Raw genomic sequence first — 26,968 nt, forward strand, 5'->3', positions numbered from 1 at the left:
CAAATTAAAAAACGATTTAGCACGTTCATTTTCAAAAAAAACAGGCTAAAGTAAAAAACGATTTAGCATTTTCATTGTGTCAATAAAACACCTATATTTGCATTAACATAACTAAGTGTAAAAAATACACTTAGTATAATAAAAGTAGAATGATAGATGCTCCCGCCCTACCGGTTTTAAATAACAAAAGAACACTGCGCATTGCGGTGGGCGCTATGTTTTTTATGGCCGGGCTAAGCTTTTCAAGCTGGGCGTCGCGTATAGCTACTGTGCAGCAAACCATGGGGCTATCCGATGCGGCACTTGGCGCTGTATTATTTTCGTTGCCCGTTGGCTTAATGGCATCGCTGCCATTTTCCGGCTGGGTTATTACCAAAATTGGCAGCCGCAGGTTACTTATCGGCGCATTGCTGGTTTATGCCTGTGCATTGGTTACGTTGGGCCTGGCCCAAAACACCTTTCAGCTTATTATTTGCCTGGTTTGTTTTGGCTTCAGCAGCAACGCGGTTAACATAGCTGTTAACACACAGGCCGTGGCTGCCGAAGAAATATACCAACGGCCCATATTGGCCTCTTTCCATGGTTTATGGAGCCTGGCTGGTTTTGTCGGCGGCGGCTTTGGCACGCTAATGATTGCATTTAAAATAGCGCCCGTATATCACTTTTTGTTTATGCTGCTGGTTATCATAACGGGGCTGGCTATATCTGCCCGTTATTTAAAAGATGATAAGGTAGCCAGCGCCGGGCCTGCTTTTGTTATGCCCGATAAATCGCTCATTAAGTTAGGCATTATTGCATTCTGTTCGATGATATGCGAAGGCGCTATGTTTGACTGGAGCGTTATTTACTTCAAAAAAATTGTGCTTGCGCCTGCCGAGTGGGTGGGTATTGGTTTTACGGCTTTTATGTGTACCATGTTTATCGGGCGTTTTGTGACCGATGGATTTGCCCATAGGTATGGCTTAAAACGCACCTTACAGGTAAGCGGTGCCCTAACAGCTACCGGCCTTACTATCGCTGTAATTTTCCCTAATTTTTACACCGCCATATTCGGGTTCCTGTTAGTTGGCGCAGGTGTATCGTCTGTTGTGCCCATGGTGTACAGCGCTGCCGGCAAATCAAAAACTATGCTGCCCGGCGTTGCTTTGGCTGCAGTATCAACCATAGGTTTCCTGGGCTTTTTTGTAGGCCCCCCGGTTATCGGCTTTATTGCAGGCATCGCCACACTTCGGGCGTCGTTTGTGCTTATTGCACTAATGGGCCTTTCTGTTGTTTTGGTATCAACCAAAGCCAAACTGGATTCGTAGTGCACTCGCAAGTTTGTCGGAGACCCGAACTTGAGGTTATTAAATAAATAGGTACGAAATCTCGTAAACAGTTTTTCTATAATTCAGGAGCAGTTTTGAATCTTAAATTCCCTGCAACCATTACACCAACTCCGAGTAACAGCCCATTTAAAATAGTGATAAATTCCTGGCTATAAGGTAAAAACACACTTAGTCCGGGAGAATAATTGCGATGGATACCTGTAACATGTATCACCAATGATTCGAATAACCATCCGATGTTTACTATAACCGATAACATGAATACCACATAGATTTTAAGTCGCAGTTTTTTAAAGAGCAGTAACAAGGGCATAATGATATTGGATACTAACATTAGCCAATACGCAAACCAATATGTTCCCGTCGCCCGTGCCCAAAAAGCTGTAGTATAGGTATCCCCGTGCCAGTGGAGGATAAAATAGATGAGGTAATATAACAGCGATAACATAGCATACCCCACTAAAATACAGGCAATAATATTGACGGCGTTTTGAATGTTTATCTTTCCTTTAAATAGCTTTCTGCTAACAATAATTACTAAAATGCTGATAAATATACCCTTAATTACATAGTGACCAATAAAGTTAATAACATCCAAAAAATATGTCCCCATTTATTATTTAGTTCATTGGTTTTGAAGATAGAAAAAATATCAGCATAAATTTCATCATTAGATAGAAGGTGTAGACTTTGTAGTCCAAATGTATTTGTCTGAACCTGAATTACACGGATTTTTAGAATTTCCAGAATTTAAAAGCAAATTCTGGAAATTCTTTAATTCTATAAATTCCGGTTCAGACAAAATTTTGCGTCAGACTGATAGGTATACCGGCTATATACCCAGCCTACTACACAGTCCAAAAGCGAACATCCGCATGTTCGCTTTTGTTACAACCGATATAGTATGTAATTCATATTTTCCTATCTATCAATATATTGTTAATTTGGAACAGCAATTGACATAATCAACTCACGTTGAATTCACACACATTCCATATCAGCCTGTTCGACCTGGTTTTCCTGGGGGCGATATTTATCGGGCTAACTTTTAGCTTGCAGTTATGGTTGGCCAAAGGAGTTAACCGGGCCGCAAACCGGTTTATTGGCCTGGCCCTGGCAACTACCGTTTTGTGGATGGCCTGGGTATTGGGCGTCGACATCCGGCTGGATAGCTATATTCCCCGCTGGAGCTGGCTGCCGCTGCAATTTTCCATCGCGCTTGGCCCCCTTATCTATTTTTATGTACTTAAAATAACCCGGCCGGAGTATCAATTCCGTCGTAAGCATCTTTTACATTTTAGTCCATGGCTGCTGCAACTGGCCGTTTGGATATTGGAGATCAGGGAGAGTATACATACAGGAGCAGCCACTTATGATACACTCATCTTTACGCAACTGGGGCCGGTGCTGGACCTCGCAACCTTTATCTCTGTCACCTTATACTTGTATCTATCTTTCAGGCAGATAGAACGCTTTTACCAACAGCTGGAATTTAATACGGTGAATGACCGTTACCGATACCAATTGCGGTGGCTGCATCGCTTACTCACCATTTTTGGCCTGCTATGGCTATTGTGGATACCTTATATCGCCATAGATTATTTTTATTACCATCATCAGTTAGGTATACATGCTTACTATCCCTTGTATTTCTTATTAGCAGTAATGACCACCTGGCTTTCGGCAGTCGCTTTTTTCAGGCAGGGAACAAGTGTACCAGCCAAAACACCGGCCTTGTTTACCCCATCCCTTCCGGCCGAAATGAAGCAAAGGGGCACCTGGCTAAAAAAAGCCGTACAAGCAGGCCTGTACTACCAGGACCCGGAACTCAGCTTAAGCTCGCTGGCCGAAAAGCTTGACCTAAGCACCCATGAATTATCGCGCATCATCAATACCGCACTCAAAAAAAGCTTCAATGATTTTATTGGCGAATATCGTGTGGCAGCAGTTGTTCAAAAAATGCAGAACCCTGCTTATGACCATATCACCCTGCTGGGTATTGCATTTGAATCGGGCTTCAATTCTAAAACTACTTTTAACCGCACTTTTAAACAAATAACCGGGAAAAGCCCGGCCGAATATAAAAACCATCAGAAAAAAGAAGGCCCATCTTATAGTTTGGGGCGGTCGCCCCGCTTTGCGAAGGTAATTTCGTTCCAGGAAACCACCCCTGTGTGGTCTCCTCACAAATTAAATCGCAATTATATGTTCAAAAATTATTTTAAAATAGCCTGGCGTAATCTTACACGTAACAAAAGCTATGCGGCTATTAATATTATTGGTATGGCTGTTGGCATTGCCGTTTGCCTGGTAATTTTTATCATCATACAATACCAAACCAGCTTTGATGGTTTTCATGCGAAAAAAGACCGCACGTATAGGGTGTTAACCGAATATCATCACGCCGAATCGGCAAATATTACCTATGGGAAAGATGTCCCTTTTCCAATGCCATTAGGGTTAAAAACGACCTTTCCCCAAATAGAATTGGCCCCGGTTTTTGCAAGCCAAAATGATCAGTTGATTACGCTTGATAATAATGGAAATACTGACCAGGTGTTTAAGGAGCAGCGCGGCGTATTTTACACCGATCCATCATTCTTTAAAATATTTGATTTTCCGCTGCTTGCAGGTTCATATGCTTCATTAAAAGACCCTAACAATGTACTGCTGACCAAAGAGGTTGCAGAAAAATATTTTGGCGACTGGAAAACGGCGATAGGTAAAACCATTAAGCTGCAGGGCGGCGGCTACATGTTTGAACACGGTACCGACGTATTGAAAGTGTCGGGCATACTTGCCACCATACCGGCGAATACCGATTTTCAGCTGAAGCTTGTGGTAGCCTTTGGAACCGGTTTTACCGGGAGTTACCTGGCAAAATCTACCGATTGGCTGAACACCGTACCCGACTTTGGTTGTTATGTTTTGWTGCCGCCCAATGTATCGGTCGAGAATTTCAACCAGCAATTACGGGCCTACTCACAAAAGGTACAATCGCCTGCCAACAAGGATAGCCATATTATACAGCCTATAAGCGCGGTGCATTATGATACGCAGGTGGGCAATTACAGCAACAGAACAATTAGTCATCAACTACTTAACGTATTGTGGCTAATAGCGGCATTTATCCTGTTAATTGCCTGCGTAAACTTTATCAACCTATCTACCGCGCAAGCTGTTAACCGGGCAAAAGAAGTTGGCGTGCGCAAGGTCTTGGGGAGCAGCGAAGCTCAATTGCAAACCCAGTTTATTTTTGAAACATTTTTGATTGTTACCTGCGCCGTAATACTTGCAGCCTTGTTTACCATTTTGGCATTACCTTATGTAAGTGGATTGTTAGAGCTTTCGCTCTCTTTCAATATATTGAATAATCCCACCATTATTTTATTTCTGCTAACGGTAACAATTGTTGTAACCGCGCTCGCCGGTTTTTATCCATCTATCGTTTTATCACGCTTCAACCCGGTTAATGCTTTAAAGAGTAAGCTTACAGCAAGCCCGGCAAACGGAATTTCATTACGACGGGGGTTGGTGGTGTTTCAATTCATCATTGCACAGGCACTCATTATCGGCACGCTGGTCATTGTCAGGCAAATGAATTATTTTATGGATCAGCCTTTAGGCTTTGATAAAGATGCCATTGTAAATGTTCCGTTCCGGGTAGATAGTCTCCGCATCAGCAGGCTGGATTATTTAAAGCAACAGTTATTGTCGGTAAATGGTGTGCAGGCGGTAAGTTACAGCTCAAACACGCCGGTTGAAGATGCTAATGATACCTGGAGCAGTATGCGGTTTAACCATGCCATCAAAGAAACAGATTTTAAGGCGATCACCAAATTTGCCGACGAGGGATATATACCGGCTTATAAATTAACGCTGATAGCCGGTCGAAATTTGCAGCCTTCCCAAACAACAAGAGAATTTCTAGTAAATGAATCGCTCCTGAGAAGCTTAGGAATTAAAAAGCCGGAGGATATTTTGAACAAGGAGATAAGCATATGGGGCGATCAAATAAAATGCTCTGTTGTTGGTGTGTTGAAGGATTTTAACGACAGATCATTTCGGCATGATCTGGCACCCTTGCTTGTTACTACAAACGTAACCATGTACAACCAGGTTGGGGTAAAACTGGCAACCACCAACATTGCGGCCACATTACAGTCGGTTAAACAAATATTTGAGAAAACATTCCCCGATTTTGTTTACGAATACAAGTTTTTGGATGATAAAATTGCAGGTTTCTACAAACAGGAAAATCAGTTATCGGCTTTATATAAAATTTTTGCGGCTATAGCCATATTCCTTAGTTGCCTGGGCTTGTATGGTTTGGCTTCGTTTATGGCGGTGCAGCGGATAAAAGAGGTTGGTATCCGTAAAGTACTTGGCGCTACCGCGGGCAGTATAGTTTATTTGTTTTCAAAAGAATTTATCATGCTTATTACAATAGCCTTTGCTATTGCCGCACCCATTGCATGGTATTACATGCACCAATGGCTGCAAGCTTATGTTTACCGTATTGATATAAGCTGGTGGTTATTTGCGATAGGCGGCCTGGCGGCCATAATTATTGCGCTTATAACCGTAAGTTTCCAGGCCGTAAAAGCGGCAAAAGCAAACCCGGTGAAGAGTTTGAGGAGTGAATAATTTATTCAGCGCCTTATAATGACGCACTGGTAATCTATTGATTATCAAAGTTGTTTTTTTATTCAATCTATGTCATTGCGAGTATCCATCAGGTAAAATCTGAAAAAAATCGTTATGACGTGCTACGGATATAGTTAAACGAATGCATTAAATTACCGTCATTGCGACGTACGAAGCAATCCCGAACTATGTGGGACTTAGCATGTAGGGGATTGCTTCGTGCCTTATAATGACTTGTTTTTAAGGTGTTGATTATCAATGATATTTTTTGGTTTCTAATGTACGAGATGCGATTAGACAACTCTTATATTTTGTTCCCCTCTCGAGAGGGGGCGGGATGGGAGGCGCGTAGGCAGGGGTGTGTTTGCACGCGTTTTATTGCGCGTGCATAAACACACCCCTCCGCCCCTCTCGAGAGGGGAATCGCACGTTTCCACCGCTTTTTTAAAGGATCCACAAAATATTATTGCGTCTGCAACCGCCCCACTTGCAACCATGTCATTAGTATTTTTTTCAGCCTAAGCTGGTGGTCACTCAATGACGGATATGTGATGTTGACAGTCAGCGACTTACAGGCGCGTCATTATAAGGAACGAAGCGATCGCGAGTTATGTATGGCGGACCTGCACAGTTCGCGATTGCCGCGCTGCGCCCGCAATGACATGGTTCTTGTGTTGCTCTAATGACAACACGTCATCCCCAGTTTCTTCAGGATAATCCTGATGGATACTCGCAATGGTGGTAGTTTAGCATCCTAAGCTTTATTCAAATCGGCATCACCCGGGTTTAGCAGGTAATCAAACTGCTCGTAACCGTTGTGGATAATAAATTTCAACCTTTCTTTCGGCCCTGCAATATCTAAGGCCATTAAAGCCAGTGTTTCGGGCAGGTTATCGCGTATTAGTTTCAGATCTGTAACGTGGGGCATTTCAATAAAAATATCATCTCCCTGTGCCTCAATCTTCCATCCGGGCAAGTTGGTATGGTGCAATACCGTTAGCCACTTTTGTTGATAAACATTCATAACTGTGTTTTTACCCCGCCTTTGGGTGCGGTTTTTTGATTTATATTACTGTGCAAATAACATACGCCTATGCATTCTGTTTTACATAAGCACGTCAAATCAAATCAAATTGGCCGCTAAACAAACTTTTAAAGCCCGCGTTATATAGTTTATGGAAAAAGTGATAACACGTATCTGGCACGGCCGCACAAAAGCCACCGATGCCGACATATACCTTAAATATGTTGAAGATACCGGCATTGCCGAATACAAAAACATAAAAGGCAACCTATCTGCCGAAATATGGCGAAAAACAGACGGCGATGTTTGCCATTTCTGGACGGTTACCAAATGGGATTCGTTTGAATCAATTAAGTTGTTTGCCGGCAAAGATTACGAAAAGGCCAGGTATTTTGAACAGGATGCCAATTACCTGCTGGAGTTTGAAGAGCACGTGCAGCACATGGAAGCCTTTGTTTACTAAACGCCACACCACAGGGCAAATTGTTACATGTTACAGCACCCAAATCTTTTCATTTTGTAAATCTATTTTTATAATATTGTAATGTATATACATTAACCTGCCGGTTATACCAATTATAAAAATTCAGATGAGTACTTTTTTCAATTACATACTTGATCTTTTTAAAGGCTTTTTTGGCTGGGGCAGCTGGGGTAGCTTAACCGACATTGTAAAATCAGGAAATTATAGCAGGCTGCTTACTTACGAAGGTTTCCAGGCTATGCTATTCCCCATCATGCCTTTTTTGCTGCTGCTCGAGATAATTCGCGGGGCGTTTTATAAACGTTTTAATGTTATCCATTATAAGCTGTCGTTTTTTTCGTTCGTTTTCAATTCCTTTATCGGCAGGTATTTTTCAATTGCCATGGTGGTGCTTTGTATAGGCCTGTTTGAAAAGTATRCCATTTTTAAAACGTCGTTCACCTGGTATTGGTTTATATATGGCTATATTGTTTGGGAGTTTGCGCACTTTTTGTACCACTATTTTGGTCATAAGGTAAGGTTGTTCTGGTGCCTGCACTCCACCCACCACGCGCCCGAAAGCATGAATATTGCCATCAGCAATGCGCACTTCTTTTTAGAGGCTCCGTATGCCGATTTTATCCGTACTACGGTTTGTATATTATTAGGCGTTAGCCCGCTTATGCTGGGCGTTATCATGTTTATTGATGGTTTCTGGGGCACGTTTATCCACATTGGCGAAAATGCGATGAAAGATGCCCGCCTGGGTTTCCTGAACAACATTATCCTTACACCATCGCACCACCGGGTGCACCACGCCCGCAATGTAACCTATATGGATACCAATTTTTGCAACCTGCTCCCCATCTGGGACCGTGTTTTTGGCACCTACCAAAACGAAGACCGCAACATCCCGATAGAATATGGCATTAGCCGCCCCATGATCAAAAACAGCTTCCTGGATGCCTATTTTGGCGAAATAGTAGCTTTAGCCAAAGATGTGTACAAAGCCCCCGGTATCAAGAATAAATTCCTGTACATCGTAATGCCCCCCGGCTGGAGCCACACCGGCGATCATAAAATGACCACCGTTGTAAAGAAAAAATATTTTGACGATCTGGAGAAACAGAAAATTGGAGAGAAGCCTAAAAGTGAAGGTGTATTAACTTAACAGGGCGTAACCCCAACTGATAGAAGTTGGGGTCGGGCTTTTTGCTCATACTACACAGGCCTTAACCACATTGGCCGGTAGTAACTATCATCAATTGTGTCTTTTCAATGTCGATATTACACAAATTTATCGCGTATCAAATCCATGCGAAAAACTCCTATATGAGGAAAAACAGCTTTATTATTCGCGATTAAGGCTATGTGGGCTAGTCCAATCCGCGATAAATCACCATATTTTGTAATTATGTTTTTTTCGATCAAGGTACTATCGCTTAAAAACCTGTTCCCTAAAATATCTTGTGCTTGAGATAAATGTAAAGTCAGTTTCAACTTCAAAAGGTCATCCTTATTTAAAAAGCTTCTTATATGCGATGTCAAAGCTACATCCTGAAGCGATTCAATTATTTTCTCCTCCGAAAAATATTTCGCCCATTCTTTAATAGTATCCAAACCATTTTTTTTCGCGTGAATAATCCGTTCCCGCTGCATAAGGCTAACCTCAAATATTTTTTTGTCAAAGCAACTTACCAATGCCCTTACAGTTGCAAACATAAATGAATGCCGCCCGCTATCGAAGTTAAAACTACCGTCAGTAATTTCAAAGGCAAGATTTTTTTCCCGTCTTCCCTTTAACGCACTTAAATAATTCCCAAAAAATGTTAATACTTCGCTTATCTCCTGATGAAATTCGATAGGAATAAACTCCTCTTTTACATTCCAGATTATTTCATCGGTATAGTATTCGGTCGTTCTTATACTTATTTCGATATGAGCATACTTTTCCAGTTTAGCAAATACCCCAGTCCCTTTTATAGATTCGTAATTCCAATCAATAATTTGACTGGATACATCTTTAAGGTATTCTACACTATAAATCTTTTTCATTCACCAAAACAACAATCAATTAAGAATATTAAAGATATAAACAAGCAAGAGATCAATCGAAGCTTAATATTTAAAAGGCTTTATTCTTTGAATCCTTACTCCTTCAATCCTTGCTCTTTCATCCAAAAACCCTCACCCTCCCCTATTCCAATATCTCCGCTATCTCATCAAAACCTTTTTCGCGGGCCAAATCTGCCGGGAGTTTACCGCCTTCCATGCGGGTGTTAATTTCGGCGCCGTTTTCCATCAGCAGGATCAGCAGTTCCAGGTTACCGTTTTGAGCAGCAGAGTGCAGCGGCGTGGCACCAGCCTGTTGTTTTATGTTGATAAGGGCCCCGTTTTCAATCAGCATCCTGGCTATCTGGGTATAGTTACCCGCACAAGCCGAATGTAAAGGATACACATGAAACCCATTGTTTGAAGGCCGGTTAACATCGGCCCCTTTTAGCACCAGGTAGCGGGCCACATCATAGTGGCCAAAGTAGCAGGCCAGCCCAAGGGCGGTAAAGCCATCGTCGGCATAATCGTCAAGCGAGTTGGGGCTATCATAAACAAGGTTGGCTATCAAATCCAGTTTACCGGCAGCGGCGGCCTCAAACATGGTAAGCTCGCCGGCGTATTTTAACAACAACTCGGTTACGCCGGGCTTTTTGTAATAGCATGACAACATCAGCGGCGAAACCCGCTGGCTGGTTAATGTCGTGGCCAGCTTCGGATTTTGGGCAAGCAGCTGTGCCAGTCCGGTTAAATCGGTGGTAGCAATGTACTCTTCAACCTGTTCTATACTCATTATCTGTACATAAATAAAGGCCAAACCTGCGCGTTAAACGTAAAGCGCGGTGTTCTTTCAATTATACTAAAAAAATAAAAATACGCCTAAATATTTGTTTAATCTGCTAACTTTATATTTCAACACTTAGTATTTTTTGGGTGGTTGATGAGGGTAATGTTAAGTCATCAGTACTTAGTTGCAAGCCATAAGTTTGATTGTCATTTTTGACTCAGAACCTACGGCTTTGGGCTAAAAACCCGCGATTAAATGCTTTTGACTTGACAGTAGATAAAAATTTATATGTTGTTTTTGCAAAGTTTACATAGGTGAAATTTTATGTAAGTTTGCAGTTAAAGGATGTTACATCAGGATGCCGGTAAAAGCAAATCAGTTTAAATCAAATAGTTTTAAGGACGATAATCAGCCACGCCAAACAGGCGGCAAGGCCGAAAAAGAGAAGGAAGCAAAAAAACTGCTCCCTAAAATGCCCCGCTTTGATATGGAAAATGGGCGTGGTGTAAAAATAGCGGGCCTATTTTCGCTTTTATTGGCCATTTATTTCCTGATCGCCTTTACCTCCTACCTGTTTACCTGGCAGGAAGACCAAAGTTATATTTCATCAACCAATGGCGGCTGGCATAACCTGGCCACCGGCAAAACCATACAGGAAATTTCCGATACCGGTACGCCGCACATTGCACAAAACTGGCTGGGTAAATTTGGGGCGCTGCTGAGCAACCAGTTTATTTATGAGTGGTTTGGGGTAGCATCGTTCCTTTTTGTATTTGTATTTTTTGTGTTGGGTTATCGCCTGTTATTCAAGGTGAGGCTTTTTTCGCTGGCTAAAACAATCGCTTACTCTATCTTCAGCATTGTATTCATCTCAACAGCAATAGGCTATTTTCACGCGTTTATTATAGATTACCCTCATTTTTTAGAGGGCGGCTTCGGTTACTGGAGCAACCGGCTGCTTGATGCCCAGATAGGCCCCGCAGGCACCGGCGGCCTGCTTGTATTTGCAGCGCTTACAGTGATGGTGATAGCCTATAACATCGATTTTAAAATACCATCCCGCAAGGAAAAAAAGGTAACTCCGATAGCTGTTGAAGAAGTATCGCCCGAGCCTGTTGAGCTGATTGACGACGAAATTGACCTGCCTGTTGAATGGCCCCGCGGCAACCGTGTAAAAGATATCCCCCTAAGCCCGGTTAATGTTGTTAAACCCGAGCCTATAAAACAGCAGCCGTTAGAGCAAACACCGATTTATCATGAACCCATTGTTTTAACACCTACCATTCCGACAAAAGCCGAACCCGACGACGAAACCGAAATACCACTGACTATTGACGTTAATCGCCCTTTGCCTGAATTGAATGTTGAAAAAGCCGACGATTTAAAAGCCCAGGAACTGGTAAACCAGTTTGGCATTTATGACCATCGCCTTGACCTTGCCACCTACAAATTCCCGCACCTGGATTTGCTGGAAAACCATGGTTCAAACAAAATTTCGGTTAATGCCGAAGAGCTGGAAGCCAACAAAAACAAAATTGTTGAAACGCTGAACCATTATAATATCGAGATTGACAAAATAAAAGCCACCATTGGCCCAACGGTTACCTTATACGAAATTATACCTGCCCCGGGCGTCCGCATTTCCAAAATCAAAAACCTGGAAGATGATATCGCCCTGAGTTTAGCTGCATTGGGTATCCGTATCATCGCGCCTATGCCGGGTAAGGGAACCATTGGTATCGAGGTACCTAACCAGCACCCCGAAATGGTGTCGATGCGGTCGATCCTGATGACCGAGAAGTTTCAGAACACCACGATGGATTTGCCTATTGCTTTGGGTAAAACCATATCAAACGAGGTTTTTATAGCCGATTTGGCCAAAATGCCCCACTTGCTGGTTGCGGGTGCTACCGGCCAGGGTAAATCGGTTGGTATAAATGCCATATTAGTTTCTTTATTATTCAAAAAACACCCCGCTGAGCTGAAATTTGTATTGGTTGACCCTAAAAAGGTGGAACTTACACTTTTCCGTAAGATAGAAAGGCACTTTTTGGCCAAGCTACCTGATGAAGCCGACGCTATTATTACCGATACCAAAAAGGTGGTAAATACCCTCAACTCCCTTTGTATCGAGATGGACCAGCGTTATGATTTGCTGAAGGATGCGCAGGTACGTAACCTGAAAGAATATAACGCCAAATACGTTAACCGTAAAATAAGCAACCCCGAAAAACACCGCTACCTGCCATTCATCGTACTGGTAATTGATGAGTTTGCCGATTTGATGATGACCGCCGGTAAAGAGGTAGAAGTACCCATAGCCCGTATTGCCCAGCTGGCCCGCGCCGTGGGGATACACCTGGTTATTGCAACGCAACGGCCATCGGTAAATATTATTACGGGTACTATTAAGGCCAACTTCCCGTCCAGGCTGGCATTCAGGGTGCTATCTAAAATAGATTCGCGTACCATTTTGGATGCGGGTGGTGCCGATCAGTTGATTGGCCGCGGGGATATGTTATTTTCAACCGGTAGTGACCTCATCCGCTTACAATGCGCGTTTGTGGATACACCAGAAGTTGAGGCGATATCTGATTTTATAGGCAACCAGAAGGGCTACCCTACCGCTATGTTACTGCCTGAATACGTTGGCGAAGGCGAAACCAGCAGCCCTAAAGAATATGATCCGGATGACCGCGACCCGATGTTTGAAGAAGCGGCACGTTTGATTGTATTGCACCAGCAAGGATCAACATCGCTCATTCAGCGTAAAATGAAACTGGGCTACAACCGCGCCGGCCGGATCATCGACCAGTTGGAGGCCGCCGGCATTGTTGGCGCCTTTGAAGGCAGCAAAGCCCGTGATGTACTTTACCCCGACGAATATAGCCTTGAACGCTACCTGGAAACCCTGCAAAAAGCCAAAGATTAAACCAAATACAATAAATATGCTCTAAACCAATAACTATTAACATGAATAGTTGTTGATGATAAAACAAACATGAAAAAAACAATCTTATACACCCTGTTAGCGCTAACCATCTGCACCAATGCTTTTGCCCAGAAAGATGCCCAGGCTAAAGCGATTTTAAACCAGGTAAGCGCAAAATACAAATCATACGATCTTATTAAAGCCGATTTTTCTTTCACCCTTGATAACCAGCAGGCCGGCGTAAAAGAAACGCAGACCGGTACACTGATATCCAAAGCCAAAGCCGGAAAATACAAGGTTACTTTGTACAGCTCCGCATCGGCAAAGGATGTGGATAAAGAGATCATCAGCGACGGCAAAAGCCAGTGGACTTACCTTAAAAAAGATAAAGAGGTACAGGTAGGCGATGCCGCCAAGGGCGGCGATGGTTTAAGCAATCCTTCGCAGATTTTTACCATCTATGAAAAAGGCTACAAATACCTGTACACAGGCGAACAAAAAATTGCCGGCAAAGCATACCAGGCTATAGACCTGACACCCGAAAACGAAAAGGCAAGCATTTTTAAAGTACGTCTATTGGTTGATAAAGCTAAAAAACAGATTTACAGTGCCCTTTTATTCGATAAAAACGGCAACAAATACAACTATGTTGTAAAAAGCTTTACCCCCAATGCTCCCATTGCCGACAGCACCTTTGGCTGGGACGCAAAAGCACACCCCGGTGTTGAAGTGGTGGACTTGAGGTAGATTGCTTTTGAGATATCAGATTTGAGATATGAGACAAAAAGAGCGGTGATTTTAGGATCATCGCTCTTTTTGTTTGAGGGTATTCCGAAGTATAGATGGGTTAAAAAAGTCTCCTCCAGGGGGCGGTTTAGCCGCCTGACTACAAAACGCTGGCCCGAACGCCTGATTTAACCCCTACCTCCTCCTTCCCCAAGGAAGGAATCGCACATTCCTCTACTTTTTGAAGTTCCCCGACACACAGTCAAATTTATAACGCCATAAAAAGTCATTTCAACTCTTCCAGCTTCCGCAATATAGTCCCTACCCGCACATCTACAGTAGTATCACCTTCAATAAGCAACAAGGGCTTTTTGAGGCTTTTCATCCAGTTTTGGTGTACCTGCAGGGTACGGCCATTGGTGGTGTTATCATCGTAGCCCTTCGCCCAATCTAAAAATTCATGGTAGAGGATGACGCGTTCCGGATCGGTATATATCTTATCGCCGTAACGTTCAAACTCACGTTTTTTGAGCCTGTCCATTCTTACTGCGTTTGGGATATACAAAAATACCGAGAGGTCGAAGTCCCAATTATTGTTCCAACTGACCACCGAACCGCTTAGTATCCAGTTTTCGTAAGGGGCTGTATCCAGGTTAAGCATGGCATTACGTTCTTCTGGCTTTCGCTTAACGGTGAACGGGGTTTCAGATGGCATCCAAAAGTATTCATCGCCATCAAATGCGGGATAACCAAGCGCCTGCCCCAGGGCTTTCCCCAAAGTGGTTGAGCCGGAGCCGGATGCTCCAAAAATATTAATCTGCATGTAAAAAACCTTTACCCGATCGGCTGTGTACTCACAGCCGATTCCGTTATAACAAGATGGTTGGCTGTAAGGACACTAATTCTATTAAGTTAAGGAATTGACAGGCTGCTCCATCGGAGCAAAACATTTGTAGCACTTGTAATTAACATTTTTGCGTGCCGTAGGTACGCTACCTAAGTTCCGTACCTACGGCACGGAGCATTATTTTTCTATTTTCTCTACAAATGTTATACCCCTACGGGGTTGAAAACCCTTAACTTATTAGCCTTGGTGTCTTCACAGCCAATGGTGAAATTATTTATTTTCCTCTTTCTTCTCTTCAGTTTTAGGTGCGCGCTTATCGGGCATAGGGCCGCGTTTGTAGATGATGAGGCCATTCAGAAAATTGCGAAGGATCTGGTCGCCGCAGGGTTTAAAGTTGGGGTGATCATCGGCACGGAAAATGGCGCCCAGTTCGGTTTTGGTAATCCGGAAGTTGGCCAGCTCCAATACTTTTACAATATCATCGTCGGTAAACTTCATAGCTACCCGCAGCTTTTTCATGATATCATTATTGCTCATGCTATTGGTATTAAATTATATGGAAATATCTATTTTAACCTTCTTGTTTTTAATCTTTTCGCCCTTAATCTGCTGCACCACCTTTTCTATCTTGTTGCGCTTCACAGCCGCGTATGAGGTGTAATCCAGCACTTCTATCAAGCCTACATCCTCTTTATCCAACCCGCCTTTTTTTAGCAGCAAGCCAACAATGTCTATTTTATTTACCTTGTCTTTTTTACCGGCAGCTACATAAAGCGTTGCCCAGGGCGATGGCTTGGGTACCACAGGATGTTCGGGCAGCTCTTCAACCTCTGGCATATCTTTCAAATAGGATGGCTTTTCATCGGGCGCCAACAGCAGGTACGATGTGCCTTTGGCATGCATACGGGCCGTGCGGCCATTGCGGTGCAGGTAAGCTTCCTCGTTATGGGGCAGCTGATAATGTACCACATGCTCAATTTCGGGTATATCCAGCCCGCGCGATGCCAGGTCGGTAGTGATTAATAAGCGGTGGCTGCCATTCCTGAATTTTAGCAGGGCCCGTTCCCGGTCGTCCTGCTCCATACCACCGTGAAAAATATCGTGTGGCAGGCCCCTGTCATATAACAAATCGCTGATACGTTCAACAGCCTCGCGATGGTTACAGAAAACCAGTGTGGCCTGGTCGCCTATTTTGCAAATCAAAGCGAATAAGGCATCCAGTTTATCGGCGGCTTCGGCTATTACAGCTTTTTGTTTAATATCGGGTTTATTGGTGGCATTGGTCAGGTAATCCAATTCAATTGGCCTCACCATGCCGGTAAATGAAGGAATTTCGTCCATTTTGGTGGCCGATGTCAGCATCCGCTTTTTGATGTTGGGCATTTGCTTAATGATAAAAGCCATATCCTCCTGGAAACCAAACTCCAACGCTTTATCAAACTCATCCAATACCAGGGTATGTATCGTATCGGTACTAAAACTGTGACGACGTAAATGATGCGCTATGCGGCCCGGCGTACCTATAAGCACGGCCGGCGGCTGCGAAAGATTGTTGCGCTCAATTTTAACCGGGTGGCCACCATAGCAGCAGTTAACTTTAAAGCCGCTGCCGATTGTACGGAAAACCTGCTCAATTTGCAAGGCCAGTTCGCGCGATGGTACCATAATTAACGCCTGCACCGTGGGGATATTGGCATCCAGCAAACCCAGCAAAGGCAATAAAAACCCAAGCGTTTTACCAGAGCCGGTTGGCGATAGCAGGATCACATCGCTTTTTTTTGCCGCGTTGATGGCTGCCTCCTGCATCTGGTTCAGGGCTGTTATTTTAAGGTTTTCGAGCGCTTGCTTTATCATTGTGCGGCAAAGATAAGGTAAAAGCCCCGTCCCCCGGTCGTGAAAGGCAAAAGCGTGATAAATAGTTCAATAATTTCGAAATTCAAAATAAAAATTTAGCTTTATGGTACGCGTCAATCATAGCGCTAACAAATGAACACTTATCAATTTACACAAACCGGCGGTGCAAGATATGCACTGCTGAGTGCAACCTGGCCTTTAGCTACCTTAACTGTTACCGAAAATCAGCTCAGCTTAAACCTGCCATTATGTACCCTGTATTTCAGACCTGCAGATGTAGTATCAATTGAGCCGTATAATCGTGGTTTTACTACAAACGGCCTGGTTATTAATCATACCGTACCTCATTATAAAACGCCGGTTGTTTTTAGACCTTCGGGCAACGTACGAGAAACTATAAGCCAGATAGCGCAGACAGGCTTTACAGGTAATAAAAAACCTTTGCCAATTGACCTTGATACAACAATAACCAGCCTGCAATCGCAAGGTGGTTTTGCCATGAAAGTGCCCGCAGCAATTATTATCGTAATAATTTGGAATGCGCTGTTAACCCCGGAGTTTTACCGCGTTGTTGCACAAAACAAGTCTCAGGATATTTTCATGGGCATGCGGTTGGCGCCCGGTTTTATGGTATTACTTTGTTTAACGCTTATATTATCCGCCCCATTCCGGAACCTTTTGCTAAAGGAAGAACGTACTTTTAACGACATTGGAAAATTCATATACTTTATATTGGCAATTTGCAGTATAATGTTCCTTGTATCGTTATTGATGCCTGGCAAAGCATAAACAACAGATTTATGTTTACTCAATCACCTGTAAATTACATACGCTAAATCGCGACAAAGGACTCTTTAAAAAAGATAGGATATGCTATTGCCATTAGATCAATTTTATCTTGAGCAGGACGAACCACTAAAAAGCAGCTTCATTGCCTTAAGGGATATCATCCTGCAACACGATAAAGACATTACCAGCGCCTGGAAATTTAATATGCCTTTCTTTTTATACAAAGGCAAAATGTTTTGCTATATCTGGACGCATAAAAAACTACAACAGCCCTTTATTGGTTTCAGTGAAGGCAAACTGATGGAACACCCTGGCCTTACTTTCGAAAACCGCTCGCGGATAAAAATAATGATATTGGATGCAGGGAAAGTGCTGCCTGTAAATACCATTAAACAGGTATTGGATATGGCAATTGAATTGGTAAAACGGGATTTATAAGATGGAACAAAACTATAGCCTGCAATGGCTCACCGATAAATTTGAAAACGGCGACGATATTAAGTACCTGTTCTTTTGGGGCCACAGGACCAAACGGGCCGAAATTGATAAATCGTGTTTTAGCCAATGGTTTGAATTGCCTTTTACTGTTGATGGCATTACCTACAAAACTGCCGAACACTGGATGATGGCCAACAAAGCCATGTTGTTTGGCAATCCAAAAATCGGCGAAAGAATAATTGCCGCCAACAGCCCCGGCGAGGTAAAGGAATTGGGGCGGCAGGTTTTGGGATTCGACGAAATTATCTGGGCCGGCAAGAGATTTGAAATTGTTGTTACCGGTAATATCCACAAGTTTAACCAGCACCCCAAATTTGCCGAATATTTGATAAATACCGGCGACAGGGTATTGGTAGAAGCCAGCCCTGTTGATACCATTTGGGGTATTGGGCTGGCGCAGGATGACGAAGATGTGAATAATATTTATTGCTGGCGCGGACCAAACTTATTGGGTTTTGCATTAATGGAAGTAAGGGATATTATAAAAGGCGTTAAGTATTAGTGTATGCCTACCCCACTTGATAATTTCTATCTTCAACAAACCGAACCGGTAAAAAGCTGCCTTTTGGCCCTGCGCCAAATCATACTGAAACAGGATGCCGACATCACCACCGCCTGGAAATATGGGATGTCATTTTTTTGCTATAAAGGCAAAATGTTTTGCTACCTGTGGGTGCATAAAAAATTGCTGCAACCTTATATCGGCATTGTTGAAGGCAAACGTTTTGATCATCCGGGGCTAATCATCGAAAAACGGGCACGCATGAAAATTATGCTTTTTGATGCTGATGAGGATTTGCCGCTTGAAACTATTGAAGAAATTTTGAAGCTGGCTATCGATCTGTATAAAACGGGGGTAATAAAGATCAGGTAAATAAGTTATAATGTTACTTAAACATCATGAAGAAAACCTTATCACTCCTTTTAATAGGCTGCATTATAACTATCTCCTGCAAACCACGGCACAAAACAGGATATGGACGACCGTTAGTGGTACTAACAGAAACTAATCCATGGCAGATGGTTTTAAGCTCTGATGCGCCCACCATTGCCATTTACGAAAACGGCCAGGTGATTTACAAAAAGATAATGTACGACAAAGCTGAATACTACCGGGTTAACCTGAGCCACGAGGACCTGCTACAAACAATTGATGACCTGGGCATCACAGATAGTTTGAAAAGATTGCCCAAGTACACCAATGTTTCCGGAGCTACAGATCAACCGACTGCCGAATTGTACCTAAACCTTGATTCCGTGAAAACAATTAGCATTTCGGGCAATTTACGCTGGGGAGCCAACCGGGATAAAGCGCCCGCTTGTTTTACTACCGTTTACGATAACCTTGTAAAATACCAGCACGGCAGGGCAACCGAATGGCTGCCGGATAGCATTGAAGTAATGCTGACCAACTACCAGGACTCTCCCGAAAAACCGCTGGCCTGGCAAGTCGCATGGCCCGATCTTAAGAACAAAACAACCATAAAACGAGCCGACGATTTATATAGCGTTTACCTGGATAAAAAATACTTTTCGGCTTTCATCAAACTAAAGTCGTCCTTAAAAGAAAACCAGGCTGTTTTAGTTAACGGCCAAAAATTTTCGGTCTCGTACCGGATGCCTTTTCCTAATTTAAAGTAGCCACCGGCATCGCTTCGTGGTTTATTAATTTGTTTAGTTAATATACGCGCTACATGAAAATATTATATTAGCCTTAATATACCACCTTACATCATGATCAAAATCACAACATTTGCGCTTTCATTTATTTGGGTTTTAGGTTTCTTAACGGTTAATGCCCAACAGGCTGCACCGCGGGTAAAATTTACTGAAATAACTTTTGGCCCGGCAACATCAACAACAGTTTTTAAAGAAGAGATGCCTGGTTCGCCATCGGGCGATCATTCCATTTTTGCAAATCAGGTATTCGGTAAAAAGACAAACAGAATTGAGGCTAAAAAAGGAACCCAATTTGGCGTTGAATATAAAATAACCGGAAAACATGGCAATATTGCAAAGTTAGATATTGAATGGATCTTCCCCACAGAGATTGTAGACACCGCGAAAAAAGAATCATTTAAAAGTGTAAGGTACCCCATTGATATAGCTGTAAATGCAACCGATGCGAGCACCTACGCACTCGATAATGATTTTGAAGTAATAAAAGGCACCTGGCAATTGAATATCTATTACGCCGGTAAACTGATTTATACCCGCAAATTTGAGCTTTATTAAGCACCGCAATTTTCATTTTGAAGCAAGTGCTGTACCTGTAATTAAATTATTTGAGTAATTTACAAGCATTAATTAATTGCACACCCTAAAATAGTTTAATGTACTGGTACGAAGAAGATATTAAACAACTTGAAAAAGTTAGTTTAAACAAGGAATATGAGCCCGAAACTATTTTTTACGGCAGTTCGTCAATAAGGATGTGGACAGGGCTTAAAGAGGATTTTAAGGAATTAAAACCCGTTAACCTGGGCTTCGGCGGATCGACCCTGGCTGCATGTGTTTGGTTTTTTGATAGGGTAATGGAAACCTACAGCCCCAAACGACTGGTAATATATGCCGGTGATAATGATCTTGGCGATGGCCGCCATCCCGAAGAAGTTTTTATATTTTTTCAGCAACTGGTTGCCGAAGTGCAGCACCGCTATGGCGATTTGCCCTGCTATTTTGTTTCATTAAAACCAAGCCTTAGCCGGTGGAACATCATTGATAAATTTAAATATGCCAATAACCTTATCGAAACCGAAATTGTTAAAAACACCAACAACTGGCGATTTATTAATATTTATAAAGAGATGATTGACGCCAAAGGTTACCCTAAAAAAGAATACTTTGTTGGCGACGGCCTGCATTTAAGCCCGCTTGGCTACCAATTGTGGAAACAGGTAATTACAGCTAATATTAACAGGTAAGCATTACCATTTATTTAATTTTGATTAACATTTGTTTTGGAAATTTCGCAGCAAAACGCCGGACCACAAATGAACAGAGCCTATCACAAATGGTTTAGCGCCAATTTACACCGTAATATGGAGCTATTGGTATTTGGGCATGCAGGCCGGGCAGTGCTGTTTTTCCCCACCCGGATGGCGCGGTTTTATGACTACGAAAACTGGGGCATTGTTGAGGCGCTGCAAACCAAAATTGAAAATGGCGAAATCCAGCTTTTTTGTGTAGATAGTATTGACATCGAAAGCTTTTATAACCACTGGGTGCATCCGGCCACACGCATAGCACGCCATTTGCAGTACGAACAGTATATCCTTACCGAGGTTTTACCCTTTATGCAAGCCCAAAATGGCGGCGATTACTTTGAAGTAGCCGGTTGTAGCATGGGATCGTTCCATGCCATCAATATCGCAATGAAACATCCTTCTATTTTTAAGAAAGTAGTTTGCATGAGCGGGCGTTTTGATCTTACCCTGCAAATAGACGATTTTAAAGATCTGTTTGATGGCTATCGCGATGAGGATATATACTTTAATATGCCCCAGCAATTTATGGCCAACCTGCACGATGGCACAATTTTAGATGCCATCCGCAACGTCGAGATCATTATGGCGGTAGGCGAAACAGACCCTTTTGTACATAGCAACCGTGATTTTAGCGCATTGCTTGCTGGAAAAGGCATCGCACACCAGCTATATATTTGGGATAACTACGCGCACCGGCCACGCTATTGGAAACAAATGGTGTCTTTGTATTTGTAACGGCGAAACTAACCTGACAGCACCTAACATATCTTCTTCAAATTTCGGCCATTTTAACTATCATTTTTATATATTTGCGGCTCTGCTCCCGTAGTTCAATGGATAGAATTATGGTTTCCGGTACCATCGATATGAGTTCGAATCTCGTCGGGAGCACAAAAAACCTATTTAGCTACTACTAAGTGGGTTTTTGCGTTTTTTATGGTCATTATTTGATCGGTTTTCTTCATCCCGGTGTAAAATGCCATGCTTTTCAGCATAAACCACGGCCAATAACCCTGGCATTCAGCTGCCTGTTCCCTAACTCTTTCCATCAAATAAGGGGCCACTATCTTGCATCGATGTTCAGCAAATATGGGAGCGTAATCTATTTATCACGCTTGTTAAGTTTATTATTATTCGTGTACCTTATCTGAAATAGTTTTAATAACAGCATCAAGCTCATTCGCGCTGACGAGCATATAACTCAATATCGCACGCTTTTCGTCATCATCATTTTCTTCGTTGCTGAATAAATCGATAAGACCCATTAGCCTGGAAAGCGGCGCCCTAACCACATGGGATTGAATCCAGGCTATTTCGCGTAGTTTTTTATTCTGTTCTTCTATGGCCTCTACATGTTTTATCATGTCAAGGGTGAGTTTTTTTTGCCGGGTGATATTTATGCCGGTTATACATACCCCTATAGCTTTTTTACCGTCGTGTATGGGCTTTACATTGGCCAGGAAGTAAGTATAAACCCCATCTTTTAAATAGCTTGTTTCGTAATCTTCGGAGTGGTTGTTCAATATAACCTTATCGAATAATGCTCTGGTAGCTTCTCTTTTTTCGGGCAATAGTGCATCAATCACATTCACCCCTTTTTCAAACAAAACTCCGGTAAGATGCCTCTGCCAGTATTTTGACTGCTGATTTATAGCCACGATGTCGTAATTCGTATCCAAAAGCATGTAATTTACCTCCGTTGTATCAAATATCGATTTGAGGTTTGCCTCCGACTGGTTTTGCAGCCCCCGCATTTTTAATTTATCAAGGGCAAACATGATATTATCAGTTACATTACGCAGCAATTCAATTTCTTGTTCATTAAAGAAAAACCGCTCAGACATCAGCAGTACCATTGCCGAAACGATCTCGCCGTCGACAAAAATGGGGAACGAAATTCCTGACAGATAGTTGCGTTTGATCATTTCATGTTTGATGTCCTGCGGTATATCCTGGTCGTTGGCGATGTCATTATAATAAAAATGTTTCCGCTCACGAATTGCCCGGGCTGATGGGATAGCAGATTCGGCGACTTTCATGGCGCTGATGCCGATCCTGGCCAAAAATCCATCCTCATGACCGCCGCAAGCCACCGGAATGATACAGTCATTCTTTTTATCATAACGGCCAACCCATGCCATCTGAAATTCCCCAATCTCTATAGCTATCCGGCATGCATCAACGTATACCTGGTCAGCATTCTCTGCTTTCAGCATCGATTCATTGATGCTGCTTACAAAGCGGTAAAGGCGTGATAGCCTGTGTATTTCCTCTTCAGCGGCCTTTCGCTCGGTGATATTAACCATCGTCCCCATCAGCGCAGGCGCACCTTCGTACACTGTTCTGCTACCAAATATTTCAAACCATATCGGTTGGCCACCTTTTTTTACAAACCTGGCCTCATATCTTATTGCATCAATCTGTCCTTTCTCTCGTTCGGCGGCAGCGTTTTTTACCAGGGCCAGGTCATCTTTATAAATAAATTCTTCAAACGGTCGCCCTATCAAGTCTGCCTCGCTATACCCCGATTCCTCCAGTAACCTTGGATTTACATAAACGATCTCTCCATGTTGATAAATATAAACACCCACAATAAAATTCTCTACCAGGTTTTGAAACTTAAGCTGCGACTCTACTTTTTCCGTTATGTTCTCTATTATTGATAAAAAATAAGCCGGCTGTTTATTTGTTTCCCTGATCAGGGAAACATTCAAATTTATCCAGATAGTACTGCCATCTTTATGGATATATCGTTTTTCAATCTTGTAATAGTCCGTTTCTCCGCGCAACATTTGGCGTAAAAACTCCACATCGCTTGCTATATCGTCCGGATGGGTTATTAACTGAAAGGTTAACAGCAGTAATTCACCTTCGTTATAACCCAGAATTTCGCATAAGGCGCGGTTTACCCGCAGCCACTCGCCTTTTAAAGAAACGAGTGCTACTCCAATAGACGCATTTTCAAAAGCGCCGCGGAAACGGGCTTCGGATCGTATGAGAGATTCCTCTGCCTTCTTACGTTCGGTTATGTCTGCCAACATCCCTATGCTAGTCATTTCACCTTTTATAGTCACTAAGCTGCTGTAAACCTCCACCCAGAATGAGGTACCGTCCTTTTTTACCCCTTCTATTTCAAAATTTGTAACATTCTTTTTCGCAGCTTTACGATCCTCTAATTGCTTCAATATTCTGTCACGGTTTTCCCTGTTATAGATATTGTCTACAACCTTGTCCCCCATGTCTATGAGTTCCTGGGGCTCATAACCAAAAAGTTCTGCGAACCGCTGATTTACATAGGTAAGGCGCCTATCCAATTGGGCTATATATACACCAACCATCGATTTTTCAACCAGGGACCTGAACTTCAATTCACTCTCCTTATATTTTTCAAGCAGATCAGATAACTCAGTAGTCCGTTCTTTTACCCTTTCTCCAAGTTCCGCATTCAGTATCTTTAATTCGTATTCTGCTTTAATGCGTTCCAGATCAACTTTGTTCAGCCAATTGGCGGTATGCCAGATGATCAGCAACGCAGCTACCAGGATGCAAAACACAAACAACGAGATGGATGTATCATACTGCCATATCGTAAAACTGAGGTATTTTACCTTCACCAGCCCGAAGACTAATATTGATACAGCCATCATTAAAAAAAGTCTCCTGGCCATTTTGTTACCCACAAGGTTGCCGCTGAACAAACTCGTTAACCCAAGTGACGGGTACCGAAACGAAGCTGCAATTGATAACGTGATAATCCAGCTACCTAACCAAAAATAATTCAGCATGTGAGCCTGCATGTCAACAAAGGAGATTCCGCTGTATGCAAAGCCGATAAGGAGAATTGAACAAATCACAGACGCCACATGCAAAATGTATTGAGAAAAGATGTGAACAATCTTATTCCTGGTGCAAAATCCGATCAAGGCCAGGCCCAGACATAAATAGACCACCGCCGTCGCCGGTAGCATTTTGCCGTACGTGGATGGATAGATTATAGGGTTTGAATGCCCCCTGGGCACAAAAATTCCGTCCACACCCGCATTAAAATGAAATATACGTTCTAAAAGAGTTAATGTACAGATAGCGGTTAACAATAAKGATGTGGCAATTAAAAACGCCATGACCTTTTTGTTACCCGTAAATTGCAACAGCATATAACCAGCCCCAATCAAAATTAAACACAGGCAGGAAGTAAATGCTATTGAAATATATTTTCGATAAAAAACCAGCAGGTAGGTTGTATTTGAGAGCTGAATACCTATAAATATAATGCCCGTAATGAACAGTACCAGGCTTGATATTAAAACCAGTTTATTTTTTTTGTAAAAACTCATTTTAAGGCTGTGTGACAGGTTAATTTGGCCGGCAGATTATTTTAGCTACCGCAAGAAAGATTCTTTGTTAATAAAATTACAAATAAAAAAATGATAAACTTAACAAACATAAAGTTTCGTCAATAGGTGGTTCTCACTTTTCTTTGGCAGCGGTTCACCGGCATAGTTAAAAATTTCGATTACCGGTCAATAAACTTTTGAACCAGCGTCTTCAGCAAGCTTACCTAATAAAATACATCAACACACAACTTGCAAAAACGCAGACAATCAGGATTTTTCAATCAGGAATAATTCACTTTTAACAAGAGCCGGGATTTTTTATCTTTAGGGATAAAATTACGACAGCATGATTTATCAATCCTTCAAACCTTCGGCATGTTTACAGGAGTTTGTAGATCATTACCTGTTACTTCATTTTAATTTTAAAGGATCGACGGTAAGTCCTGTTAAACTTTATTATCCACGTGCCGAACAATGCTTGACTTTTAATCCTAAGGGAAGTGTTACCTCTGTAAATATACAAACAGGCGATACCCAATATAGGGCCTACAGCTACCTCTCTCAACAACAAACCACTTCCTACCGATTGCATTTTGACGAAGATTATTTGATGCTGAAAGTGGTTTTTAAACCTGGCGCTTTATACCGGTTGTTTGGCGTTCCGCTTTCGGTGTTTGAAAGTCAATACGTAGATGCTGAACTCGTAGTCCCGAAAGAAGTTAAATCCGTTAACGAACAATTAGCGAATGCCCAAAGCTATCTTCAGATGATCCAGGTTATAGAACAATATTTGACAGGCAAACTCGGGGCCGTGAAATTTGATAAACACCCGATTGATAAAATAGATCAATTCATTAATTCGCATAACACTGATTTTTCTTTAAGCAGGATAGCCGGGCAAGTTTGCTTATCAAACAGGCAATTAGAAAGAAAATTTATGGAACGCATAGGTGTTGGCCCGCAAGCCTACTACCGGATCACCAGGTTCAATAAAGCCTTCAAAATGAAAGAAGACCAGCCGGGATTAAGTTGGTTTGATATCGCCATTGATTGTGGATACTCCGATCTTCAACACCTGATCAAAGATTTCAAGCAATTTTCAGGTATTACACCAACCGGTTTATTGAATGAAGAAGCAAACGACGTACATCATAAATTAGATATTAATTTAAAGATGTCGTTTTTATACACCTAATTGGCCTTGCATCCTGTGTATTTTTACATTATGAAAATACACATCATCAAAACCCTATTCTTAGGAATTTTAATATCAACTTACTGTTTTAACGCGATGGCCCAAACAAAAGAAGAACAGCAGATCCGTGAGTTGGAACAAAAAGAAAGCCACGCAGTTTTAACGGGCGACTTAACGGGCTTATTAAACACTTACTGGTCCCCAAAACTGATCGTAAATAATCCGGCCAATATGGTAGTTACCAGGCCGCAAATTGTTGAACTGATCAAATCTGGCCAAATAGATTATAGTTCATTTAAAAAAATTATCGAAAAGATCTCCGTTATCGAAAATACGGCTATTGTAATGGGTAGAGAAGAAGTAACTCCTAGAGGTGTAACAGACAATACCGATAAAAAGGTGATCAGAAGGTACACAAATGTTTGGATGAAACTTGACAATAAGTGGGCTCTTGTTGCGCGACAGGCAACTATAACGATTGTTAAATAGTAAAAATCTGGTCAGT

The 26,968-nt window shown here is 42.3% G+C and carries 24 protein-coding genes and 1 tRNA gene; 17 read left to right on the forward strand and 8 right to left on the reverse strand.

The window, feature by feature from the left end; genetic code table 11:
* Positions 1 to 149 precede the first annotated feature (149 nt).
* A complete protein-coding gene (locus AC1DV1_RS07620; RefSeq protein WP_477357174.1) occupies positions 150 to 1,307 on the forward strand; it encodes an MFS transporter in 1,158 nt (385 codons plus the stop codon).
* 76 nt (positions 1,308 to 1,383) lie between these two features.
* On the opposite strand, the gene AC1DV1_RS07625 is transcribed toward AC1DV1_RS07620, so the two are convergent.
* On the reverse strand, positions 1,384 to 1,941 hold the full coding sequence (locus AC1DV1_RS07625; protein ID WP_477357176.1) for a hypothetical protein: 558 nt from the start codon (positions 1,939 to 1,941) through the stop codon (positions 1,384 to 1,386).
* 362 nt (positions 1,942 to 2,303) lie between these two features.
* Between AC1DV1_RS07625 and AC1DV1_RS07630 the strand changes: the two genes are divergently transcribed.
* Entirely contained in the window at positions 2,304 to 5,975 is a 3,672-nt protein-coding gene (locus AC1DV1_RS07630) for an ABC transporter permease (protein ID WP_477357178.1), read from the forward strand.
* A 754-nt stretch (positions 5,976 to 6,729) separates the two neighbouring features.
* Here the strand turns inward: AC1DV1_RS07630 and AC1DV1_RS07635 are convergent.
* A complete protein-coding gene (locus tag AC1DV1_RS07635; RefSeq protein ID WP_477357180.1) occupies positions 6,730 to 6,999 on the reverse strand; it encodes a hypothetical protein in 270 nt (89 codons plus the stop codon).
* Positions 7,000 to 7,150: 151 nt separating this feature from the next.
* On the opposite strand from AC1DV1_RS07635, the gene AC1DV1_RS07640 reads away from it, so the two are divergent.
* A complete protein-coding gene (locus AC1DV1_RS07640; protein WP_477357182.1) occupies positions 7,151 to 7,462 on the forward strand; it encodes a hypothetical protein in 312 nt (103 codons plus the stop codon).
* Positions 7,463 to 7,589: 127 nt separating this feature from the next.
* Positions 7,590 to 8,633: a sterol desaturase family protein gene (locus tag AC1DV1_RS07645; protein ID WP_477357184.1), complete on the forward strand. Its 1,044-nt coding sequence runs from the start codon at positions 7,590 to 7,592 to the stop codon at positions 8,631 to 8,633.
* Between the two features lie 116 nt (positions 8,634 to 8,749).
* On the opposite strand, the gene AC1DV1_RS07650 is transcribed toward AC1DV1_RS07645, so the two are convergent.
* Both AC1DV1_RS07650 and AC1DV1_RS07655 read right to left on the reverse strand, forming a co-directional pair.
* Positions 8,750 to 9,517, reverse strand: coding sequence for a hypothetical protein (locus AC1DV1_RS07650; protein ID WP_477357186.1), 768 nt, complete (start codon positions 9,515 to 9,517; stop codon positions 8,750 to 8,752).
* Positions 9,518 to 9,659: 142 nt separating this feature from the next.
* A complete protein-coding gene (locus tag AC1DV1_RS07655; protein ID WP_477357188.1) occupies positions 9,660 to 10,307 on the reverse strand; it encodes an ankyrin repeat domain-containing protein in 648 nt (215 codons plus the stop codon).
* Positions 10,308 to 10,659: 352 nt separating this feature from the next.
* Here AC1DV1_RS07655 and AC1DV1_RS07660 point away from each other — a divergent pair, with 352 nt between their 5' ends.
* Together AC1DV1_RS07660 and lolA1 are read left to right on the forward strand one after the other, a co-directional pair.
* A complete protein-coding gene (locus AC1DV1_RS07660) occupies positions 10,660 to 13,233 on the forward strand; it encodes an FtsK/SpoIIIE family DNA translocase (RefSeq protein ID WP_477357190.1) in 2,574 nt (857 codons plus the stop codon).
* 69 nt (positions 13,234 to 13,302) lie between these two features.
* The gene (gene lolA1, locus AC1DV1_RS07665; RefSeq protein WP_477357192.1) at positions 13,303 to 13,980 is read left to right on the forward strand and encodes an outer membrane lipoprotein periplasmic chaperone LolA1; all 678 of its coding nucleotides are present in this window, start codon (positions 13,303 to 13,305) and stop codon (positions 13,978 to 13,980) included.
* Between the two features lie 265 nt (positions 13,981 to 14,245).
* Here lolA1 and AC1DV1_RS07670 read toward each other — a convergent pair whose 3' ends face one another.
* From AC1DV1_RS07670 to AC1DV1_RS07680, 3 genes are all read right to left on the reverse strand, one after another.
* Positions 14,246 to 14,782 carry an AAA family ATPase gene (locus AC1DV1_RS07670; protein WP_477357194.1) on the reverse strand — a complete coding sequence of 179 codons (537 nt, stop codon included), beginning with the start codon at positions 14,780 to 14,782 and terminating at the stop codon, positions 14,246 to 14,248.
* A gap of 294 nt (positions 14,783 to 15,076) precedes the next feature.
* A complete protein-coding gene (locus AC1DV1_RS07675) occupies positions 15,077 to 15,343 on the reverse strand; it encodes a DUF1456 family protein (RefSeq protein WP_477357196.1) in 267 nt (88 codons plus the stop codon).
* A gap of 15 nt (positions 15,344 to 15,358) precedes the next feature.
* Complete coding sequence (locus AC1DV1_RS07680; protein ID WP_477357198.1) at positions 15,359 to 16,660, reverse strand: DEAD/DEAH box helicase; 1,302 nt, start codon at positions 16,658 to 16,660, stop codon at positions 15,359 to 15,361.
* Positions 16,661 to 16,792: 132 nt separating this feature from the next.
* Between AC1DV1_RS07680 and AC1DV1_RS07685 the strand changes: the two genes are divergently transcribed.
* From AC1DV1_RS07685 to AC1DV1_RS07725, 9 genes are all read left to right on the forward strand, one after another.
* Entirely contained in the window at positions 16,793 to 17,449 is a 657-nt protein-coding gene (locus AC1DV1_RS07685; protein ID WP_477357200.1) for a hypothetical protein, read from the forward strand.
* An 81-nt stretch (positions 17,450 to 17,530) separates the two neighbouring features.
* Entirely contained in the window at positions 17,531 to 17,887 is a 357-nt protein-coding gene (locus AC1DV1_RS07690) for a DUF1801 domain-containing protein (protein WP_477357202.1), read from the forward strand.
* A 1-nt stretch (position 17,888) separates the two neighbouring features.
* Positions 17,889 to 18,449 carry an NADAR family protein gene (locus AC1DV1_RS07695; RefSeq protein WP_477357204.1) on the forward strand — a complete coding sequence of 187 codons (561 nt, stop codon included), beginning with the start codon at positions 17,889 to 17,891 and terminating at the stop codon, positions 18,447 to 18,449.
* A 3-nt stretch (positions 18,450 to 18,452) separates the two neighbouring features.
* The gene (locus AC1DV1_RS07700; RefSeq protein WP_477357206.1) at positions 18,453 to 18,821 is read left to right on the forward strand and encodes a DUF1801 domain-containing protein; all 369 of its coding nucleotides are present in this window, start codon (positions 18,453 to 18,455) and stop codon (positions 18,819 to 18,821) included.
* A 26-nt stretch (positions 18,822 to 18,847) separates the two neighbouring features.
* Complete coding sequence (locus AC1DV1_RS07705; protein WP_477357209.1) at positions 18,848 to 19,588, forward strand: hypothetical protein; 741 nt, start codon at positions 18,848 to 18,850, stop codon at positions 19,586 to 19,588.
* Between the two features lie 93 nt (positions 19,589 to 19,681).
* Positions 19,682 to 20,182, forward strand: coding sequence for a DUF3859 domain-containing protein (locus tag AC1DV1_RS07710; protein WP_477357211.1), 501 nt, complete (start codon positions 19,682 to 19,684; stop codon positions 20,180 to 20,182).
* A gap of 98 nt (positions 20,183 to 20,280) precedes the next feature.
* Positions 20,281 to 20,871 carry a GDSL-type esterase/lipase family protein gene (locus tag AC1DV1_RS07715; protein WP_477357213.1) on the forward strand — a complete coding sequence of 197 codons (591 nt, stop codon included), beginning with the start codon at positions 20,281 to 20,283 and terminating at the stop codon, positions 20,869 to 20,871.
* A 69-nt stretch (positions 20,872 to 20,940) separates the two neighbouring features.
* A complete protein-coding gene (locus AC1DV1_RS07720; RefSeq protein ID WP_477357215.1) occupies positions 20,941 to 21,669 on the forward strand; it encodes an esterase family protein in 729 nt (242 codons plus the stop codon).
* Between the two features lie 84 nt (positions 21,670 to 21,753).
* Positions 21,754 to 21,825, forward strand: a tRNA-Arg gene (locus tag AC1DV1_RS07725).
* A 239-nt stretch (positions 21,826 to 22,064) separates the two neighbouring features.
* Here the strand turns inward: AC1DV1_RS07725 and AC1DV1_RS07730 are convergent.
* Positions 22,065 to 24,602 (reverse strand): PAS domain S-box protein, encoded by a 2,538-nt coding sequence (locus tag AC1DV1_RS07730; protein WP_477357217.1) that lies wholly within the window; start codon positions 24,600 to 24,602, stop codon positions 22,065 to 22,067.
* Positions 24,603 to 25,614: 1,012 nt separating this feature from the next.
* Between AC1DV1_RS07730 and AC1DV1_RS07735 the strand changes: the two genes are divergently transcribed.
* Both AC1DV1_RS07735 and AC1DV1_RS07740 read left to right on the forward strand, forming a co-directional pair.
* Positions 25,615 to 26,463 carry a helix-turn-helix domain-containing protein gene (locus tag AC1DV1_RS07735; RefSeq protein WP_477357219.1) on the forward strand — a complete coding sequence of 283 codons (849 nt, stop codon included), beginning with the start codon at positions 25,615 to 25,617 and terminating at the stop codon, positions 26,461 to 26,463.
* 30 nt (positions 26,464 to 26,493) lie between these two features.
* Entirely contained in the window at positions 26,494 to 26,952 is a 459-nt protein-coding gene (locus AC1DV1_RS07740; protein WP_477357221.1) for a nuclear transport factor 2 family protein, read from the forward strand.
* The last annotated feature ends 16 nt before the right edge of the window (positions 26,953 to 26,968 follow it).

The organism is Mucilaginibacter sp. P4_D1 (assembly GCF_056401935.1).